Here is a 20,278-nt window from a genome sequence, read left to right as displayed (position 1 = left end):
GATAATTTTCTTAATTTTAATTGCGATTCACAATTGAAATTCCGCTTATCAATTGTACCTTTGCACACATTTTTTAAAGACACCAAGCTTATATGTTGACTATTACTTTTTATGCGTTTATTGGAGTTGTGGCTGTACAGTTATTCTATTACATTGTTGTTTTCGGGAAATTTTCTTTTGCAAAGCCACAAAAAAGCACCCCAAAAAGAATTCCTATTTCTGTAATCGTATGTGCCAAGAATGAAGAGGAAAATGTAAAAAAGTTTGTTCCGCTTTTGGCAGAGCAAAATTATCCAGATTATGAAATTATCCTGATCGACGATGCCTCGAGCGATAATACTTTGGATGTTTTTGAAGAATTTGAAAAACAATATTCCAACATCCGTTTGGTAAAAGTTCAAAATAACGAAGCTTTTTGGGGCAATAAAAAATTCGCGCTCACTCTTGGAATAAAAGCCGCTAAAAACGAATACCTTCTTTTTACCGATGCCGACTGCTATCCTTCTTCCAAAGAATGGATTAAAGAAATGAGTTCGCAATTTACAATGAGCAAAACCATCGTATTGGGTTATGGAGCCTATGAAAAAATTGCCGGTTCGTTCTTAAATAAAATCATCCGTTTCGAAACCATGCTTACTGCCGTACAGTATTTTTCCTGGGCAAAAATGAAGCATCCTTATATGGGCGTCGGAAGAAACCTGGCCTACAAAAAAGAAGAGTTTTTTAACGTAAATGGCTTTATTGACCATATGAAAATCAGGTCTGGCGATGACGACCTTTTTATCAACCAGGCTTCCACTAAAAAAAATACGACCATCTGTTTTACTCCGGAAAGCTTTACCTTTTCAGAACCTAAAAAAACGTTTAAAGATTGGTTTGACCAAAAAAGAAGACATGTTTCAACCGCGTCTTTTTACAAAGCTTTTGACAGAATGCAGCTGGCAGTTTTCTTCCTGTCACAGTTTTTATTTATTGTTTTGGCTGTAGTACTGCTTGCTTTCCAGTTTAACTGGATGATTATCGTGCCAATTGTAGCGGGAAGATACCTTTTCTCCTGGATTTCCTTAGGCTATTCTGCCGGCAAGCTAAAAGAAAAAGATGTTATTTATTGGTATCCTGTCATTGAAATAATGCTTATATTCACACAATTGAATATCTTTATAACAAACCTCTTTTCAAAGCCTGTCCATTGGAAATAAAAAAGCAAATAGAGAAAGCTAAAGTCGGAGACCAGGTTGCCTTCACTACTCTATTGGATTATTACTGGAATGAAGTCTACGGATTTATGCTCCAGAGAACGCAAAACGAAACCGATGCGGAAGATATCACTATAGAAACTTTTGCCAAAGCATTCGACAAAATTGCCACCTACAATCCCGATTTCCAATTCAATACCTGGCTGATTTCCATTGCCAAGAACGTCCACATCGACATGCTCCGCAAAAAAAAATCTACTCTTTTTATTGATATCACTGATGAAGAAGACAGCCAGGCCTATAACATTGCCGACAGTTCTCCTTCTGCGGAAGACAAACTGATTACCGAACAAAACCTGTCAAGACTTCTCCAATGCATTAAGGAGTTAAAACCACACTATCAGGAAGTTATACAGCTTCGTTATTTTCAGGAGTTAAGCTATCAGGAAATTTCGGAAGAGCTTGAAGAGCCTTTAAGCAATGTAAAAATAAAATTGCTCCGTGCCAAAAAACTTCTGGCCGAAATTATCAAAAACAAACGATAGGCGGCTTTCATTTTCAAGTAGTATTTTTTTTAACAGGGCGCTTTTGTAAAAAAGCGTAATTTTATATTGTTAACCAATCATATACTTAAAATGAAACAAAAACTATTTTTCATGTTAGCCGTCTTCCTTTCGATGACGGCGGCAAAAGCCCAATACACCACGCCAAACACGGGTGTAACCTGGAGCCTCGACGACCTGGTAGCCAATTCCTCAGGAGCCTTAACCTTATCAGCAGGAATTTATACCCTATCCCAAAACCTTACAATTGCAGCCAATGATGCTATTGTAATCAATACAGACGCTACCCTGAAAATTAATGCCGATATCGGAATTCTTGTCAACGGCGATTTTACTTCCGATGCCGGTGCAATTACCATTACGGCAACAAATACCGCAACTCCATACAATGCCATAACTTTCGAAACAGGTTCCAGCGGTTATTTCAGGAACACAACCATCAGCTATGGAAAAGGAATACGTGTAGCTACTCCTGATTTTGAGATGCAGTCCTGTGTTATGTCATATCACATGAATGGCTCAACGACAAGTTCGGCCATAAATTTCTCAACTGGTGGAAACGCATTAATCAACAATTCCAGATTCTTATTCAATTATTATCCGGCTTTTAGCTCAGGAGCCAACCAGTCTGTTGCCCCAACACTGACCAATAATTATTTGGAAGGAAACAACCAATCCAACGGAAACCGCCCGCAAATTAACATGGGACCTAGTGGTGCCGATACGTTGAGAATAGTAGGTAACACTATTAAAGGCGACCGGACAAAAATCAGGACTGGAGGTATTGGAGCTTCAAATTTACTGGGAGGAGGTCAACTTAAAGTCATAATCGACAATAATATTGTTACTGACAACCGTTATGGCATCACTGTTGTTGGAGCCGCTTCATCAGGATATATCAGAGGTAATATAATTGAAGATAATAACTCCCAGAACATTCCTGCAGAAGGAGGAAGTGGTATTTCGTTAAGTGCTTCCGGGGCATCAACAATGAACATTATTGCAAGCCGTAACCAAATCCGAAGAAACCTTTGGGGTATTACGGTAATCGGGACTGCAAGAATCAATTTGGGCGACACCAATGAAGCTACTTTTAATGAAGGTGGTAACATATTCTCAGAAAATGGAAATACTGGAGCAGCCTACGCTTTGTACAACAATACCGCATTCCCTATAATGGCCAAGAACAACTGTTGGATTGAAGGTCAGACTCCTACAGAGGCACAGGTAGAAGCCGTAATCAGCCACCAGGTTGACGATAATACTTTGGGACTGGTTACCTTTACTCCTTTTGGTTGTGATGCCTTATCAAATCCTGATTTTACAGTTGTAAAACCTATCATTTATCCTAATCCGAGTAAAGGAAATATTGCCATAGATACACCCGAAAACGGAACATTAAAAATATTTTCCATCAACGGGATGTTTATCAGCAGTTTTGACTTGAATGCCGGAACAAATACTATCAAACTGGATTTACCTGCGGGAATTTATGTCACAAAAACAGAAACAAAAGACAAAAATTTCAGCAATAAGTTAGTTATTCAATAAGCAAGTTATCTCATAATTATTTAAGGCAGGCCCGACCGGGCTTGCCTTTTTTATTAAGTTAAAATAGGATTAACTTTAATTGGCAATTTATAAACATAAAATTGCTTTTTTATTTAAAAAATAAGCAATAAAAAAGTTAACATTAACGTTATGTAATTAAACACTTCCAGCTTATGGGAAACATCTACGCTAACTTAAAATTATGCAATCATGTCAAACCTCAACATTTTTAGCCAAAGCTGGAACGAAAACGTTTTTGAAGGAAGAAACAAAGAATATGGCGCTTACCAGCTACGCCAGGAAAATCCAAAAACTACCCTGAAAGCATTATTTTTTGGAACTTTAGCCTGTGCTTCTTTAGTGAGCATACCTATTATTTCTAATTTGCTGACAAATAAAGGACAGGGTGAAATTATTTGTGCAATACCCGCTGAACTGCCTCCTGTAACCTATGTAAATTTGGGAGAAAAACCCAAAATAGAACCGGAAAAAGCAACCAATATTATACCTGAAAAATCATCAGCGAAGCAAACCAAATATGTGACTCCAATAATAACTGACAATCAGACCACCCCACAAGATGTAGCAACAATTGACCCTGCTAAAAATATCAAAACGGGCGATTCTGATAATCCCGGCGATAACATGGGGGCTGTAGCTCTTGGAAACAGCTCAATTGACGGAACAGGAACCGAACCTGCATTTGGAAATACCGGAACCGCTACAGACCCCGGAGATGGTATCTTTACAAACATAGGACTTCAGGCCAGCCCTGAATTTCCGGGCGGTATCAAAAACTTCCTGGCTTTGGTCGGAAAAAATTTCAGACTGCCAGAGATAGGAGAAAAAGCAACAATGAAAGTGTTTGTTTATTTTGTAGTCGAAAAAGACGGAACCCTGACCAATATAAAAGTGGTAAGAGACCCCGGTTACGGATTAGGAGCTGAAGCCATTCGTGTTTTAAAATCTATCAAAACAAAATGGAAACCGGGCATCCAGAACGACAAACCTGTGAGAACGGCCTACAACCTTCCTATCACCGTTGAGATAAAAAATTAAATTTAGTAGTTAGTTAACTATTTATTTCAAAAAGCCCTGCATACTGTGCGTGCAGGGTTTTTTATTGGTTTTAGCTACATCTTCAATCGCTATTCCTTCTTTCACTCAACACCAAATTTCACTAACATCACATTAACGTAATAAATAAAAACATTCGTTATCTTTGTGCTTTCAATTTAGAGTTATGGACACTGTTTTAGATAATGCTATTTTACCTACAGGAAAGCCAAAATGGCTCAAGGTAAAATTACCTATAGGCCAAAAATACACAGAACTTAGAGGATTAGTCGACAAGTACAAACTGAATACTATCTGTACGTCAGGAAGCTGTCCGAATATGGGAGAATGCTGGGGTGAAGGAACGGCAACATTTATGATTCTCGGAAACGTCTGTACGCGTTCGTGTGGTTTTTGCGGCGTAAAAACAGGCCGGCCGGAAACTGTAGATTGGGATGAACCGGAAAAAGTAGCCCGTTCCATCAAAATCATGAATATCAAGCATGCGGTTGTCACCAGTGTTGACCGCGACGATTTGAAAGACGGCGGTTCAATTATCTGGATGGAAACCGTAAAGGCCATCCGAAGAATGAATCCAAACACTACACTTGAAACTTTAATTCCAGATTTCCAGGGAATCGAAAGAAACATAGACCGAATCGTAGAAGCCAATCCGGAAGTAGTTTCACATAACATGGAAACCGTACGAAGACTAACACGCGAAGTACGAATTCAGGCAAAATACGACCGTAGCCTTGCCGTGCTTAAATATTTAAAAGAAAAAGGAATCAACAGGACAAAATCAGGCATCATGCTTGGTTTGGGCGAAACAGAAGAAGAAGTCATCCAGACCTTACACGACCTTCGCGAAGCCAATGTAGATGTTGTAACGATTGGCCAATACCTGCAGCCAAGTAAAAAACACCTGCCGGTAAAAGAATTTATCACACCAGACCAATTTGCCAAATACGAAAAGATAGGACTGGAATTAGGTTTCCGCCACGTAGAAAGCGGTGCTTTGGTAAGGTCATCTTACAAGGCCCAAAAACACATTCTTTAAATTGTAAGTTTACAGTTTGACTTTTAGAAACTGACCATACCAATGACTAAAACCAGGATTGCCATTAATGGATTTGGCAGAATCGGAAGAAATTTATTCCGCTTACTGCTTAACCACCCAACCATTGAAGTTGCGGCCATCAACGACATTGCAGACAACCGAACAATGTCACATCTCATTAAATACGATAGCATTCACGGCGTATTGCCATTTGAATGTTCTTTTGACCAGGACAATATCATTATTGACGGAAAACCCTATCCGTTTTTTCATGAAAGAAGTATTTCAAATCTGGATTGGAAATCGCTGGCTATTGATGTTGTCATAGAAGCTACAGGAAAATATAAAACTTTTGAAGACATCAATCTCCACATTCTGGTTGGTGCCAAAAAAGTAATCCTGTCTGCTCCTTCAGAAACCGATAAAATCAAGACCGTAGTTTTAGGTGTTAACGAACACATACTGGACGGCACCGAAAAAATCATCTCGAATGCAAGCTGTACGACAAACAATGCAGCTCCTATGATAAAGGTCATTAATGACTTATGTGGCATTGAGCAGGCCTATATCACTACCGTACACTCTTACACAACAGACCAAAGCCTGCACGACCAGCCTCATAAAGACCTTAGAAGAGCGCGTGGCGCGGCCCAATCCATTGTTCCTACAACAACCGGAGCCGCCAAAGCACTGACAAAAATATTTCCTGAACTGGATGGTAAAATTGGAGGAAGCGGTATTCGCGTTCCTGTTCCGGATGGCTCACTAACAGACATTACCTGTTATGTGAAGCGTGAAGTCACCATCGAAGAAATCAACAAAGCGTTCCAACAGGCCTGTCAAAACCAGTTCAACGGAATCATGGCCTATACAGAAGACCCAATCGTTTCTGTAGACATTTTAGGTAACCGAAATTCCTGTTTATTTGATTCGCAACTCACCTCGGTAATTGACAAAATGGTAAAGGTTGTAGGGTGGTATGATAACGAAATCGGATATTCTTCGCGCCTTGTCGATTTAATTTTATTAACAAATAAGAAATAGCTACTTTTATCCTTTATCAAGGGTTTTAGAATGAAGCATTTACCACTTTTCTTTATTCTTCTTTTTTCAACGCTGTTACCCGCACAGCATGACAAACTTATGTCTGAAAAAATCGATAGTGTTGACTATTATATTCAGCTGGCCAACTTCAACCTAAAGATAAATAATTACCAGAATGCGTTGGAAAGTTCTCAAAATGCCATTGAAGTCTCACAGAAAAAAGGGAACAAAGAACAGGAAGCAAATGCCTACACTTTTTTAGGAAGTATTTATTTCGAACTTAAAAAGTATGATGACGCTATCGAAACCTATGTGCGCAGCATCTCACTCTATAACGACCTCGAACCCTCTACAGAACAGGCCTATTGCTATTACAATCTCGGGTTATGTTATATGGAAAAAGGAAAATATGGTGTAGCCGAAATTTATTTTGATAAGGCAAATGTCATTTATGAAACCATTGACATTCCGGATGCAAAAGAATTACTGAATCTTCAGAAAGGAATCCTGTACAAAGCCAAGGGCAAAACCCAGTTGGCAGCCACTATCTTTAATTCCATTATTGCAAAACCCGACAATAATGACAGTTTCAAGACCAAAGCCGAAGCTTTATATCAGATGGGTGCTATTGAATTTGAAGCCGGCCGAAATAATCTGGCCTTGAATTATCTAAGACGGGCACTGGATTTAAATGCCAAAAGCGACAACTTCGAACAGAAGTCAAAAATCCTGAAACTGATTAGTGAAACCTATGAGAAAATGATGGATATTGACAATTCGTTTATCTATCTGAAAAAACACCTGGCACTAAAAGATTCTATCCTAAGGCTCAACAGTCAAAAAATTGGCGCAGAAGCTTTCGAAAAATTTAAGGAAAGCGAGCAGATGAAAACCATCAAGCAGAAGGATAAAGAAAACCGGGAGCAGAAAAAATTAATTAAGGTGTCCAAACTCACCAGCGTGTTGAGCATTGCCCTCATAACGATTCTTTCGCTTTTGAGTTTGTCACTCTACAAAAACAACATTATCCGAAACAGGACGAACAAACAGCTGCAGGAAAAAAATACGGAGCTTGAAATCGCCAAAGACAAGGCCGAAAAAGCATCACAGGCCAGAGCCGAATTCTTATCTACCGTAAGCCATGAGCTCAGAACGCCATTAAACGCCATTAACGGCATTACGCATTTGCTGATTGAAGAAAATCCGAAAAAATCCCAAATCGAATATCTGAAATCGCTTAAATTTTCAGGAAACTATCTACTGACATTCATCAATGAAATCCTGGAAATCAACAGGATTGAATCCAACAATATAGAAATTGAAAACATCTGTTTCAATCTAAGGCAGCTTTTGACAGACATCCAAAACTCATTAAAAGAGATTGCCAGCCAGAATAATATTGATTTCGGATTGGAAATAGATCCGGAAATCAACACTTCATTTTCGGGCGACCCTACAAAGCTTTCCCAGATTTTTATGAATCTGATTAACAATGCCCTCAAATTTACGGAAAACGGAACCGTTATTGTCCGTGCCAAACTTTTGGGAGAGACAGAAACCAGACAAAATATTTATTTTGAAATCGTAGATACGGGTATCGGAATACCAGCTGAAAAACAAGAGGTTATTTTCGAAAGCTTTTCGCAAGGTTCCGTTGAAATCAACAGAAAATATGGAGGAACCGGTCTTGGGCTGGCCATTGTAAAACGATTGGTTTCTTTATTGGGCGGTACCATCAAATTAGAAAGCACCATTTCCAAAGGTTCTAATTTCAATTTCAGCCTCGAACTGGAAAAGGGAATCGAAAACAAAGAATCCCTAAAACTTTTCACAAACGATTCTGATTTTGTCGATAAAAAAGTACTGCTGGTTGAAGACAATAAAATCAACCAGATGGTTACCCGGAAAATGCTGGAAAAGAAGCAAATTCAATGCGAAATCGTTGACAACGGAGAAGATGCCATAGAGGCTGTCAGAGAAAACAAATACGACCTTGTGTTAATGGACGTGCATCTTCCCGGCATAAACGGAACCATTGCCACTCAAAGTATCCGGAAATTTGACAAAAAGACACCAATCATAGCCCTCACGGCTATTTCACTGAATGAAAACAGGGAAATGCTTCTTTCATTTGGCATGACCGATGTAATCACCAAACCTTTTAATCCGGACGTTTTTTACAGGGTTATTGCTGAGTCAATGAGCTAGACTAAATGACTATCGGGAAGTGTATACAGATAAAGTAAAATTGACTTTGATACTATCGGTTCACAGCGATTTTATTTTAATCGCTGATTTAAGAAATTCACGCTATAATGTAGGTAACGTTCAATTTCTATTATTAAGAACTTTGCGGCTCTGCGCCTTTGCGAGCAATTATTTCACGCAAAGGCGCAGAGCCGCAAAGCATTAAGTCTTATCAAAGAAAAATTTATGAAAGTGAGCCTTTTTCGAATTTACTTTTATTTTATATGGATTCTTTAAATCTGCTTAATCATTTTAATCTGTGGCTAAATCCACTATTCTTTGATTTCGTATAAAATAACCGATAGTCATTTAAGATTAATTTCTTGAAATCAATTCCCTGATAAGCGTTCTCACTTTTGGCTCCGCCTTTTTGGCTGCTTCAAGCACTTCGCTATGGGAAACAGAGTCGATATTATGTTCATCGCCCATATCTGTAATGACAGAAATTCCAAAGCATTCCATATCCATATGACGTGCTACTATAACTTCCGGTACGGTCGACATCCCAACACAATCAGCACCTAAGATTTTTACCATTCTGTATTCTGAAAGCGTTTCAAACGTTGGCCCCTGAAGTCCGTAATAAATTCCGTCTTTTACTTCAATATTCAGCTCAATGGCAATTGCCTTGGCCTTATTGATTAAGTCTCTTGAATAAGGCTCACTCATGTTCACAAATCTTGGCCCAAATCTTTCATCGTTATGGCCTCTTAACGGATGTTCCGGCATCATGTTGATATGGTCGTAAATTACTACAATATCTCCAACCTTGTAAAAAGGATTCACACCTCCGGAAGCATTGGAAACAACCAATCGCTGTACGCCCAGATATTTCATCACTCGCACAGGAAAAGTCACTTCTTTCATGTCGTAACCTTCGTAAAAGTGGAAACGCCCCTGCATGGCAACTACTTTTTTACTGCCAATGGTTCCAAAAACCAAAGCCCCTTTATGGCCCTGAACGGTTGAAACAGGAAAATTAGGAATTTCACTGTAAGGCAATGTAAACTCAATCTGGATATCTTCTGTAAAACCGCCAAGTCCGGAGCCTAGTATAACCCCATATTCCGGTGAAAAATTGGTTTTTGACTTTATATAATTAACGGTTTCTTGAACTTTTTCCCACATAATTTAAAATTGTTTTATCAAAATCATCACCTCCGGATATGAAATCGCTCTTTATTGGAAGATAGAAAAGCTGGCTGTCCGGTAGTTTTCCTTTTAATCGGACAAAATCTTTTTCGGTTGTAATGATTTTTTTGTCTTGTGCTTTAATTTTTATTTCTGCAATATCTTTTTCCGTAAAATGATGATGGTCCGGAAAAGTCATGACTACATCGTTATCGCTTTGCAAATATGCGAAAAACGGTTCGGGTTTGGCTATTCCTGCCAAAAGTAATTTATCAACATCCTTTATTTCGGAAACGGCAAGCTGGCTTTCTTCGGAAAAAACAAACGTATCATAGGCTATGGTCGTAAAGCATAATTTTTGGTCCAAATCTATTTTTAATTTCCGCTTAATATCATATTGCTCCTTTGCCGAAAGATTGGACGGACATTTTGTAACCACAATGATTCCCGCCCGTTCTGCCCCACTTCTACCTTCACGCAGATTTCCTGCCGGTAATATGAAATCATCCACATACAAATCACCATAAGCTGTGAGCAAAATATAAAATCCCGCCCTGACTTTCCGGTGCTGATAGGCATCATCCAGCAAAATGATTTCCGGCCGGGTAATTTCCAAAAGCCGTTCAATACCATTTTTCCTGTCTGCATCTACAGCCACATTAATATTGGGGAATTTTTTATAAAACTGGAAAGGCTCATCTCCTAAAAGGGCAGCATCAGAATTTTCATCGGCTAAAACAAATCCTTCTGATTTTCGTTTATAGCCCCGGCTCAAGGTAGCCACTTGATATTCCGGAGAAAGCAAACGAATTAAATATTCAATCAAAGGTGTTTTACCCGTTCCGCCTACACTAAGATTGCCTACAGCAATAACAGGAAGGTCAAATGAATAGGATTTAAGTATTCCCTTGTCAAAAAGAAAATTCCTAATGCTTGTTATTAATCCGTACAGAACAGAAAAAGGAAGAAGTATTTTTCGTAGTAACATCATAGTACGAAAATATAATATTTTATCTTTGAAACATAAAGCAAATTCGAGTTTAAAAGGCTTTTTACAGCCAAAGCCTTAAAACAAATCACCTCAGATTGATAAAATTTCGTTTAAAGTTATGAAAATAAAAGAAGTAATTTCCGTTATAGAAACCATGGCACCGCTGGCCTATGCTGAAGATTTTGACAATGTTGGCCTACTCGTAGGAAATCCGGAAGACGAAACCACAGGAATCCTGGTCTGCCATGATGCCTTAGAAAATGTGATTGACGAAGCCATTTCAAAAAAGTGCAATATGGTTGTTTGCTTCCATCCTATTTTATTTTCGGGGCTAAAGAAAATTACGGGCAAAAATTATGTTGAACGCGCCGTATTGAAAGCCATCAAAAATGATATTGCAATTTATGCCGTACACACTGCTTTAGACAACCATCAAAACGGGGTAAACAAAATTTTTTGTGATGCTTTAGGGCTGCAGAACACCAAAATTCTGGTTCCAAAGGAAAACTTCATCCAAAAATTAGTTACTTATACGATTCCTGAAAACCATCAAAAATTGCGAAATGCTTTATTCGATGCCGGAGCCGGAAGCATTGGAAATTATGAAAACTGCAGTTTCAATACGCAGGGAATTGGCAGCTACCAGGGCAACGAAAACAGTAACCCTGAAATTGGAGAACGTGGTGAATTTGTGGAAAATACCGAAATAAAAATAGAAGTCACTTTTGAAAAACACCTGCAAAGTAAAATTCTGAAAGCCTTGTTTTCCAACCATGTCTATGAAGAGGTTGCCTATGAAATCTACGACCTGAAAAACAGCCACCAAAACATAGGCCTGGGAATGATTGGCGAATTGGAAACTGAAATGCCGGAAAAAGATTTCCTGCTGTTCGTAAAAAACAAAATGAAAGCGGACGGAATCCGACATTCGGAATATTTGGGAAAACCAATTAAAAAAGTGGCAGTACTTGGTGGTTCGGGAAGTTTCGCCATTAAAAAGGCCATACAGGCCGGTGCCGATGCATTTTTGACTGCCGATTTTAAATACCATCAGTTCTACGAAGCTGAAAATCAATTACTTTTAGCCGATATTGGGCATTATGAAAGCGAACGCTATACAAAAAATTATATAGTTGATTATCTTACGAAAAAAATTCCTAATTTTGCAATCATTTTATCAGAAGAAAATACAAATCCAGTTAAGTACTTATAAAATATGGCGACTACAAAAGAATTGAGTGTTGAAGACAAGTTAAGAGCGATTTATGACCTACAGCTAATCGACTCAAGAATTGACGAAATCAGAAATGTTAGAGGTGAATTGCCTTTAGAAGTAGAAGATTTAGAAGATGAAGTGGCTGGCTTGAGCACACGTCTTGACAAATTAAAAAATGACCTGGAAGTTATCGAAGAGCAGATAAAAGGAAAAAAGAATGCTATCGACGAGCATAAGGAAGCCATCAAAAAATACACAAAACAACAAGAAACCGTTCGCAATAACAGAGAATTCAACTCTTTGACTAAAGAGGTAGAATTCCAGGAGCTTGAAATTCAATTGGCTGAAAAGCAAATCAAGGAAATGAAAGCTTCTATTGAGCACAAAAAGCAGGTAATTGCTGATTCTAAAGAAAAATTAGAAGCAAAATCGGCTCACCTAAAACACAAAAAATCAGAATTGGAAGCTATCATGTCTGAAACAGAAAAAGAAGAAATCTTCCTTACTGAAAAATCAGCTGAATATGAAGCTTTAATCGAAGAAAGATTATTGCAGGCTTACAAGAGAATCAGAGGAAGCGTTCGCAACGGATTGGCAGTAGTTTCAATCGAAAGAGGTGCTTCTGCAGGTTCTTTCTTCACGATTCCACCACAAACTCAAATGGAAATTGCTTCCCGTAAAAAAGTAATTACAGATGAGCATTCAGGAAGAATCCTGGTTGATGCAGCCTTAGCTGATGAAGAAAAAGAGAAAATGGAGAAATTATTTTCACAATTCTAGATATATTTAGTCCCGATAATCATCGGGACTTTTTTTTATGAAAAAGATAAGCAATTTTCTTCTCGCCAAATCTGTAGGATTGTATATCAACCTGCTCAGTTACGTATTTCCAAAGAAAGCGTCACAACTGGCCTATAAGTTTTTTAGCGAGCCAAGAACAGGAAAGCTTTTCTCAAATCAGATGCCGGATGTACTGAAAAATGCCAAAACAGAAATCCTAAACCTTCACGAACACCAATTCCCGGTATATATTTGGGAAGGTAATGACACCTATGTATTACTTGTGCACGGATGGGAGAGCAATGCTTCGCGTTGGGAAAACTTTCTCCCTTATTTGAAAGAAAGCGGCAGCACAATTATTGCCCTGGATGCGCCGGCTCACGGCTTGTCATCAGGAAGAGAATTTAATGTGCCCCGATATGCCGAGTTTGTAAACGTAGTGGTTGAAAAATACAAACCGCAATTTTTAGTAGGACATTCCATGGGTGGGGCCACTTCCCTATACTACCAACACCTTTATCAGAATAAGGCCGTAGAAAAATTAGTTTTATTGGGCGCTCCTTCTGATTTACAGACTTTGGTTTTAAATTATGCAAAATTGCTGAGCCTGAATCTAAAAGCCATCAGCATGATTGAGAACCATTTTATGGAACATTTCAAAATTAAAATTGAAGAATTTTCCGGAAAGGTATTTGGCTCGAAAATTAAAATAAAAGGGCTCATAGCCCATGATATTGATGATGATGTGGTTTCCTTTGAGGAAGCTAAAAAAATAGTAAGTTCCTGGAAAGAAGCCGTCTTTATAGAAACCAAAGGCCTGGGACATAGCATGCATGATGACATGCTGTATCAGAAGATATGCTCTTTTCTGTTTGAAAAAGACAATTATAGGGATAAAAAAAGAGCATCTTAATGATGCTCTTTTTTTATTTCTTTACTATTTTTTTAGTCTGCGTTTTATTTCCATCAGTAACTTTCACAAAATACAGTCCCTGTGAAAATGAACTCATGTCAATTGTATTTTCCTCAGCTATTGCTCCTTTATGAACAAACTGCCCCAAAGAATTGCTGATTTCAACTTTTGCATTTGCTGACAGGTCTTTTGTTTTGATGGTCAATCTGTCCTGAACCGGGTTAGGATAGGCAATAAATTCCAGTCCCGTCCATTTTTCCCTGCTTAAAAACTCATCCTGAATATAAAGGATGGCTGCCTCCATATCCGGAAACTGGCCAATGTTTCCTGTAGTTGCTGTTCCTTGTGGCAAACCCGTATTTTTAAGGAGATTCCTCATCTGTACAGAAGTCATATAATTTCCGGTAAGACTATGATAATAGGATTGCAAGACAATGGCACAAGAAGCCACAATAGGCGTTGCCGAACTCGTTCCTGAAAAATTGGTATAATATTGATTGAAATCACCTCCTATTTGCTGTGCATCACCATAACCCGATGAAAAAACACCCGTTCCCCAGCCTTGTACATCTACCCTGTCACCATAAGTACTGAAAGAAAGCTTATTGTGATTTATTGTATTATCTCCGGCTCCAACAATAATGGCTCCGCTATTGCCTCTGTTTCTATAGCTTTGATAAACCGCATCATCCAGATTTTCCGCACCATTGCCTGCAGCCGCTACGATTACCATTCCGGCATCGGTTGCTGCTTTGGTCAAATCCCAAATTGTACCAGCATATTCTGCCGGTCCATAATTTCCCTGGGCACCTGTTGCCTGCATCTCATAAATCAAAACATCGCCTGCTGTAGAATTCGCTATAGCTTGTGTGACGGCATTAACACGATTATATCCGGATTGCTGCCATTCCGGAGCGAGCATCATTTCTGCAGCTCCATAAGCCATCCCTGAAATGCCATAAGCGCCTTTATCACCATATACGATACCAAAAACTGCCGTTCCGTGTTCCGTGAAACTTACACTGGCACTAGCAGAAATTGTCATTCCCGGTGCTATCGAAACATTTCTTTCATTTAAATCTTCATGGCTGGCATTAAAACCATATTCTACATCACGTACTCTTATTCCTGCTCCCGTAAGATTCAATCCCCAGGCATAGGTCATGTTTACACCGGGATTGGGCCTGATATAGGTTTGGTTTACCTCAAAATTTGGCGTTGTCGGAGCAATATCGTAAGGTGGTTGTACAGGCTCTAAAGAATTTAATGAGCAATATTCCACTTCCTGAAGTCCTTCCAGTTTTTTTGCCAGTTCCAATAGCCTTTCGTTGGTAGGATTGTCAATTCTTACTTTAAGTATGTTGCGTAATTTCGCTACAGAATTTCCCTTTCCGGTAAGTTCAATTGCCTTTTGCTCCATTTCTTCAAGCTTTTCGTCAGAAATCAATATTCCTTTTTCCAAAACAATATTATATTCTTCCTGCAATGTCTTAAAGTCCGGTATTTTTTCAAGAGCCACAGCCTGGTAAGCCTCTCCTTCAAAATGCAACGTTGGTTGAAAAGAAACATACAATTCGTGAGATTCACTTCCTTTTTCCAAAACAAAACTGCCTTTCCTGTCCTGCCCGAAGGAAACGGATAGCGAAAACAAGGCACAACTTATAACAAGAGTAATTTTTTTCAAAATAATTGGGCTTTAGTTATTATGCATAAAAATCTGATGCAAGATATATATTTTTCAGACACACTAACTTGGCACTTATTAATATTTATCTGTTTCAAAGCAACTTATATAAATAATCAGGATGTTTTCCTAAAAAGCAAATTAACCCTACCTTTGCATTATGGAAGAAAATATCAAGCGTCTCAATAAATTTATTGGCGAAACAGGCTATTGTTCACGCCGTGAGGCAGACAAACTTATCGAAGAAGGCCGTGTAACCGTTAATGGCTCTGTAGCCGAAATGGGTACAAAAGTTTCCCAAAATGATGAAGTGCGTATTGACGGAAGGCTGATTGTTGAAAAAAAGGAAAAGCCAATTTATCTTGCTTTCAACAAACCGGTGGGAATTGAGTGTACAACCAATCAGGAAGTCAGGAATAATATAGTTGACTATATTAATTATCCTACTCGTATTTTCCCTATCGGACGTTTGGACAAAGCCAGTGAAGGTTTGATTTTTATGACAAACGATGGCGATATTGTCAACAAAATTCTGCGGGCACGTAATAATCACGAGAAAGAATATATCGTGACCGTTAACAGACCGATTACAGACCGGTTCATTGAAAGAATGAGCAATGGAGTTCCTATTTTAGATACTGTAACCCGGAAATGTAAGGTTGAGCAGGTTAGCAAATATATTTTCAAGATAATCCTTACCCAGGGACTGAACCGTCAGATTCGCAGAATGTGTGAGTATCTGGGTTATGAAGTTACTGCACTGAAGCGTATCCGTATTATCAATATTTCGCTTGACGTTCCGGTTGGCCGATACAGGGAACTGACAGACAAGGAAATAAAAGACATGAACCAACTGATTGAACCTTCAAGCAAGACAGAAGAAGCAAGCCTTCCAAAACCAGAACCGAGGCAACCTCAGCAAAGAGTTATCCGAAAAATTCCACCAAGAAATAAGGACAATAGAAATTTCAGAAAAGACAGATAAAATAAAAACCCAAGACGAAAGCCTTGGGTTTGTTTTTTTCTTATTAATCTCTCAAAAGTTTCTGTTCTCTTGCCAGAAGCGTATTTTTAAGTAACATAGCAATAGTCATTGGACCAACTCCGCCGGGAACAGGCGTAATAAAGGATGCCTTTTTGCTTACAAATTCAAAATCCACATCTCCGGTAATTCGATATCCTTTTTCACTATCATCGCTAACACGTGTAATTCCCACATCAATTACCACAGCATCATCCTTCACCATTTCTGCTTTCAGGTAGTTTGGCACTCCCAAAGCGGTAATGATAATATCTGCCTGAGTAGTGATTTGGGCAATATTTTTAGTGTAGCTATGGGTTAAAGTAACCGTGGAATTTCCAGGAAAACCTTTGCGTCCCATCAGAATACTCATTGGTCTGCCAACGATATGGCTTCTTCCAATAACTACGGTGTGTTTTCCTTTCGTTTCTACACCATATCTTTCCAACAATTCCAAAATTCCAAATGGCGTAGCAGGAATAAAAGTACTCATATCCAAAGCCATTTTCCCGAAGTTTTCCGGGTGGAATCCATCAACATCTTTTTTAGGGTCAATTGCCATCAATACTTTTTGCGTATCAATCTGGTCTGGCAAAGGCAATTGTACAATGAATCCATCGATATTGTCATCTTCATTCAATTGCTGGATTTTTTTTAGAAGTTCTGTTTCAGAAGTAGTACTTGGCATTTTCACCAGGGTCGATTCAAAACCTACTCTTTCGCAGGCTTTTACTTTACTTCCCACATAAGTAAGACTGGCACCGTCATTACCCACAATTACGGCAGCAAGATGGGGCACTTTTTCGCCCTTTTCTTTCATTTTCTGCACTTCGGCAGTAATTTCATTCTTGATGTCATCCGAAACTTTTTTTCCGTCTAGTAGTTGCATTCTCTTTTAGTTAGTGTTGTTTATAAAAATTTTTAGGGCTTAAAATTTCAGCCCGAAACTTTAAGCCCTAATGTATGTTTTAGTTATCTCATTCCTTTCATTCCCCCCATCATTCTCATGAGGTTTTTGCCGCCACCGCCTTGCATCATTTTCATCATTTTGCTCATCTGGTCAAACTGTTTCATCAACTGGTTGACTTGCTGGATATCCGTTCCGGAACCTTTTGCTATACGGTTTTTTCTTTTCAGGTCGATAATTGCCGGTTTGCTTCTTTCGCCCGGTGTCATGGAATGAATGATAGCCTCAATATGTTTGAAGGCATCGTCTTCAATTTCCACATCTTTTAATGCTTTACCGGCACCCGGAATCATCCCAACAAGATCTTTCATGTTACCCATTTTTTTCACCTGTTGTATCTGAGTCAGGAAATCGTCAAAACCAAATTCGTTTTTGGCAATTTTCTTTTGCAGTTTTCTTGCTTCTTCTTCATCAAACTGTTCCTGAGCTCTTTCTACCAAAGACACAACGTCTCCCATTCCCAGGATTCTCTCTGCCATACGGTTAGGATAGAAAACATCAATAGCATCCATCTTTTCACCCGTACCAATAAACTTGATTGGCTTGTTGACAACAGATTTGATAGAAATTGCAGCTCCACCACGCGTATCACCGTCCAGTTTCGTCAGGATAACCCCGTCAAAATTCAACCTGTCATTAAATGCTTTTGCTGTATTCACTGCATCCTGTCCGGTCATCGAATCCACAACAAACAAAGTTTCCTGTGGTTGGATTGCTTTATGAACGTTTGCAATCTCGGTCATCATTTCTTCATCAACCGCCAAACGACCTGCCGTATCGACAATAACCACATTAAATCCATTAGATTTGGCATGTTTGATAGCATTTTGTGCAATTTCAACAGGATTTTTATTTTCCGGTTCAGAATATACTTCTACACCAATCTGCTCACCTACTACGTGCAATTGGTTTATCGCCGCAGGACGATAAATATCACAGGCAACCAATAGCGGTTTTTTATTCTTTTTCGTTTTAAGATAATTCGCCAGTTTTCCGGAGAAAGTTGTTTTTCCGGAACCTTGAAGTCCTGACATTAAAATCACCGTTGGATTGCCTGAAAGATTAACTCCCGCTGCATCGCCTCCCATCAATTCAGTCAATTCATCCTTAACCAACTTTACTAAAAGTTGTCCTGGCTGCAAGGTTGTCAAAACGTCCTGACCAATTGCTTTTTCTTTTACTTTGGTTGTAAATTCTTTTGCAATCTTAAAGTTGACATCGGCATCAAGCAAAGCACGGCGCACTTCTTTAAGAGTGTCTGCCACGTTAACTTCCGTGATTTTTCCATGTCCTTTTAATATATGGAACGCTTTATCTAACTTATCGCTTAAATTATCAAACATAATGATTTTCTTTATTGAAGGTGCAAAGATAAGAGAAAGACGGTAAGTATCAAAGAGACAGCAAAGCAATCGTAAATAAAAAAACCAGACATCGCTGCCTGGTTTCCCGTCTTAACTAAACTACTAATTATCTAAACAATTATTATTATCGCCTTCTAATTGGAAAAGCGTTGTGACCTGTTGTGGCGTCAATGCTTTTCTGTAAACTCTCAAATCATCCACAAAACCTTGAAAATCTTTCCCTATATAATAATCAAAAGCCTGTGTATTCAGGAACAGGTCTGAACCTTGCCCGGAATTTCTTAAAACACCGTCTCTGTATATTTTTACATTGCTTATATTTCCTGCGGCTGCATGTTCAACTGTTATCACTATATGGTGCCAGTTTGTAGTATCCGTTGGCAGGTTTGGGTCCATATTCCATTCATTATCCCAAAGACTGTAATTATTACCATAATACAACGGAGTATTCAAATCGTATACTGCCAGTCCAAATCGTGGCTGAAGATGATTCGAACTGCCATCTGATTTTTCAAATATTCGTTCCAAATCGCCCATCACGGTATTTTGCATCTTAATCCATACACTTATCGTTAATGAATTTCCAACCTGTATATTACGGGCTGATGTGACATTTAGCCTAAGGAAGTTGTTACGGGTAAATGAAATAGCGCTATTCGCATTGCCACTTCTGTCTGTTACAAATGTTGGGGCAGCAGCAGGAACAGCATAATCTCCACTAACCAAATCACGAACCTCATTAGCAAAAGGCATATAAATTATCAGGTCGTTGGTTAATATATTCGGATTCGGGCATTGGTTATTGATACAGTCCTGAATAGCACCTGACATTTCTATATTGTTTCGGATGGTAACCTGATTGCCTTCCCTGTTTGTTATGGTAATTGGATAATCGACTGCATAAAATTCAGTAGCGTTCAAATTGAATAACAGTAGAAAAAACTCCATATCATTACGGATGGTATAAGTATGTGCCAATTGGTAATTGCTATTGTATCCAAAAACACGTATTGGGTAATGAATGGAAACACATGAAATATTCCTCTGTCCCGGTTCAGGCTCCTGGCATGCGTCTTTTAATGCATTGAATTGTGTCTGATTTTGAACCACTACTTCGCTATAATCCGGATAAACAATTGTAATCGGGAATACAAAATCCACATAATCCTGGTCCGTATCTGTCACTTCAAAAATATCGTTTACCAAATGGTAATCATTTTCTGTATTGATAGTAACCGACTGGCTGTTCACAATCAAATTGACCGGCAATTTTACGCTAAAACAGCTTGTACTGTCAATGACATTATCATCTGCCGTTGCATTCATCGACACTCTTTTCATCAGGCCTGTCAATGGTGCTGTCTTACTTAAAGTCTCTTCATTCTGGCGTGTTTCGTTCTCTTCATCCTGGCAGGAAATGGCAAAAACGGCAATGCAGCTCAACACTAAAATCGATTGTAAAACTTTTTTCATATTCATAATTATTTGGTTTAT

General features: G+C 38.7%; 17 protein-coding genes. 11 read left to right on the top strand and 6 right to left on the bottom strand.

From position 1 onward, the window contains the following. The first annotated feature begins 92 nt into the window (after positions 1–92). The 7 genes from B0G92_RS06615 (at position 93) to B0G92_RS06585 (ending at position 8,678) form a co-directional block, all read left to right on the top strand. The gene (locus B0G92_RS06615; RefSeq protein ID WP_101471510.1) at positions 93–1,199 is read left to right on the top strand and encodes a glycosyltransferase; all 1,107 of its coding nucleotides are present in this window, start codon (positions 93–95) and stop codon (positions 1,197–1,199) included. Continuing rightward, positions 1,190–1,741 carry an RNA polymerase sigma factor gene (locus B0G92_RS06610; protein ID WP_056069597.1) on the top strand — a complete coding sequence of 184 codons (552 nt, stop codon included), beginning with the start codon at positions 1,190–1,192 and terminating at the stop codon, positions 1,739–1,741. The genes B0G92_RS06615 and B0G92_RS06610 overlap by 10 nt, the downstream gene beginning before the upstream one ends. A gap of 111 nt (positions 1,742–1,852) precedes the next feature. Beyond that, positions 1,853–3,310: a T9SS type A sorting domain-containing protein gene (locus B0G92_RS06605; RefSeq protein WP_180326408.1), complete on the top strand. Its 1,458-nt coding sequence runs from the start codon at positions 1,853–1,855 to the stop codon at positions 3,308–3,310. 210 nt (positions 3,311–3,520) lie between these two features. Continuing rightward, positions 3,521–4,369 (top strand): energy transducer TonB, encoded by an 849-nt coding sequence (locus tag B0G92_RS06600; protein ID WP_101471508.1) that lies wholly within the window; start codon positions 3,521–3,523, stop codon positions 4,367–4,369. A 184-nt stretch (positions 4,370–4,553) separates the two neighbouring features. Then, positions 4,554–5,426, top strand: a complete 873-nt coding sequence (gene lipA / locus B0G92_RS06595; protein WP_056069590.1) for a lipoyl synthase — start codon at positions 4,554–4,556, stop codon at positions 5,424–5,426. 42 nt (positions 5,427–5,468) lie between these two features. Next, positions 5,469–6,470 (top strand): type I glyceraldehyde-3-phosphate dehydrogenase, encoded by a 1,002-nt coding sequence (gap, locus tag B0G92_RS06590; RefSeq protein WP_101471507.1) that lies wholly within the window; start codon positions 5,469–5,471, stop codon positions 6,468–6,470. 30 nt (positions 6,471–6,500) lie between these two features. Continuing rightward, positions 6,501–8,678, top strand: a complete 2,178-nt coding sequence (locus B0G92_RS06585; protein ID WP_056069584.1) for an ATP-binding protein — start codon at positions 6,501–6,503, stop codon at positions 8,676–8,678. A gap of 354 nt (positions 8,679–9,032) precedes the next feature. Here B0G92_RS06585 and B0G92_RS06580 read toward each other — a convergent pair whose 3' ends face one another. Both B0G92_RS06580 and lpxK read right to left on the bottom strand, forming a co-directional pair. Further along, positions 9,033–9,845 carry a purine-nucleoside phosphorylase gene (locus B0G92_RS06580; protein WP_056069581.1) on the bottom strand — a complete coding sequence of 271 codons (813 nt, stop codon included), beginning with the start codon at positions 9,843–9,845 and terminating at the stop codon, positions 9,033–9,035. Further along, entirely contained in the window at positions 9,817–10,839 is a 1,023-nt protein-coding gene (gene lpxK, locus B0G92_RS06575; protein ID WP_101471506.1) for a tetraacyldisaccharide 4'-kinase, read from the bottom strand. Before lpxK ends, B0G92_RS06580 begins: the two co-directional genes overlap by 29 nt. A gap of 118 nt (positions 10,840–10,957) precedes the next feature. On the opposite strand from lpxK, the gene B0G92_RS06570 reads away from it, so the two are divergent. From B0G92_RS06570 to B0G92_RS06560, 3 genes are read left to right on the top strand one after another with little or no spacing between them, the layout of a single operon-like run. After that, entirely contained in the window at positions 10,958–12,052 is a 1,095-nt protein-coding gene (locus B0G92_RS06570) for a Nif3-like dinuclear metal center hexameric protein (protein ID WP_101471505.1), read from the top strand. A 3-nt stretch (positions 12,053–12,055) separates the two neighbouring features. Continuing rightward, complete coding sequence (locus B0G92_RS06565; RefSeq protein WP_056069573.1) at positions 12,056–12,835, top strand: zinc ribbon domain-containing protein; 780 nt, start codon at positions 12,056–12,058, stop codon at positions 12,833–12,835. A 37-nt stretch (positions 12,836–12,872) separates the two neighbouring features. Beyond that, positions 12,873–13,748, top strand: coding sequence for an alpha/beta hydrolase (locus B0G92_RS06560; RefSeq protein WP_056069570.1), 876 nt, complete (start codon positions 12,873–12,875; stop codon positions 13,746–13,748). A gap of 13 nt (positions 13,749–13,761) precedes the next feature. On the opposite strand, the gene B0G92_RS06555 is transcribed toward B0G92_RS06560, so the two are convergent. Next, positions 13,762–15,432 carry a S8 family peptidase gene (locus B0G92_RS06555; RefSeq protein ID WP_101471504.1) on the bottom strand — a complete coding sequence of 557 codons (1,671 nt, stop codon included), beginning with the start codon at positions 15,430–15,432 and terminating at the stop codon, positions 13,762–13,764. 160 nt (positions 15,433–15,592) lie between these two features. Between B0G92_RS06555 and rluF the strand changes: the two genes are divergently transcribed. Then, positions 15,593–16,417, top strand: coding sequence for a 23S rRNA pseudouridine(2604) synthase RluF (gene rluF / locus B0G92_RS06550; RefSeq protein ID WP_056069564.1), 825 nt, complete (start codon positions 15,593–15,595; stop codon positions 16,415–16,417). A gap of 43 nt (positions 16,418–16,460) precedes the next feature. On the opposite strand, the gene B0G92_RS06545 is transcribed toward rluF, so the two are convergent. The 3 genes from B0G92_RS06545 to B0G92_RS06535 form a co-directional block, all read right to left on the bottom strand. After that, positions 16,461–17,342, bottom strand: a complete 882-nt coding sequence (locus tag B0G92_RS06545; RefSeq protein ID WP_101471503.1) for a bifunctional 5,10-methylenetetrahydrofolate dehydrogenase/5,10-methenyltetrahydrofolate cyclohydrolase — start codon at positions 17,340–17,342, stop codon at positions 16,461–16,463. 83 nt (positions 17,343–17,425) lie between these two features. Next, a complete protein-coding gene (ffh, locus tag B0G92_RS06540) occupies positions 17,426–18,763 on the bottom strand; it encodes a signal recognition particle protein (protein ID WP_056069559.1) in 1,338 nt (445 codons plus the stop codon). Between the two features lie 123 nt (positions 18,764–18,886). After that, positions 18,887–20,257: a LamG domain-containing protein gene (locus tag B0G92_RS06535; RefSeq protein WP_180326407.1), complete on the bottom strand. Its 1,371-nt coding sequence runs from the start codon at positions 20,255–20,257 to the stop codon at positions 18,887–18,889. Positions 20,258–20,278 lie beyond the last annotated feature (21 nt).

Origin of the sequence: Flavobacterium lindanitolerans (assembly GCF_002846575.1) — a bacterium.
Taxonomy (GTDB): domain Bacteria; phylum Bacteroidota; class Bacteroidia; order Flavobacteriales; family Flavobacteriaceae; genus Flavobacterium; species Flavobacterium lindanitolerans.
This window is presented reverse-complemented; position numbering and strand designations above follow the sequence as displayed.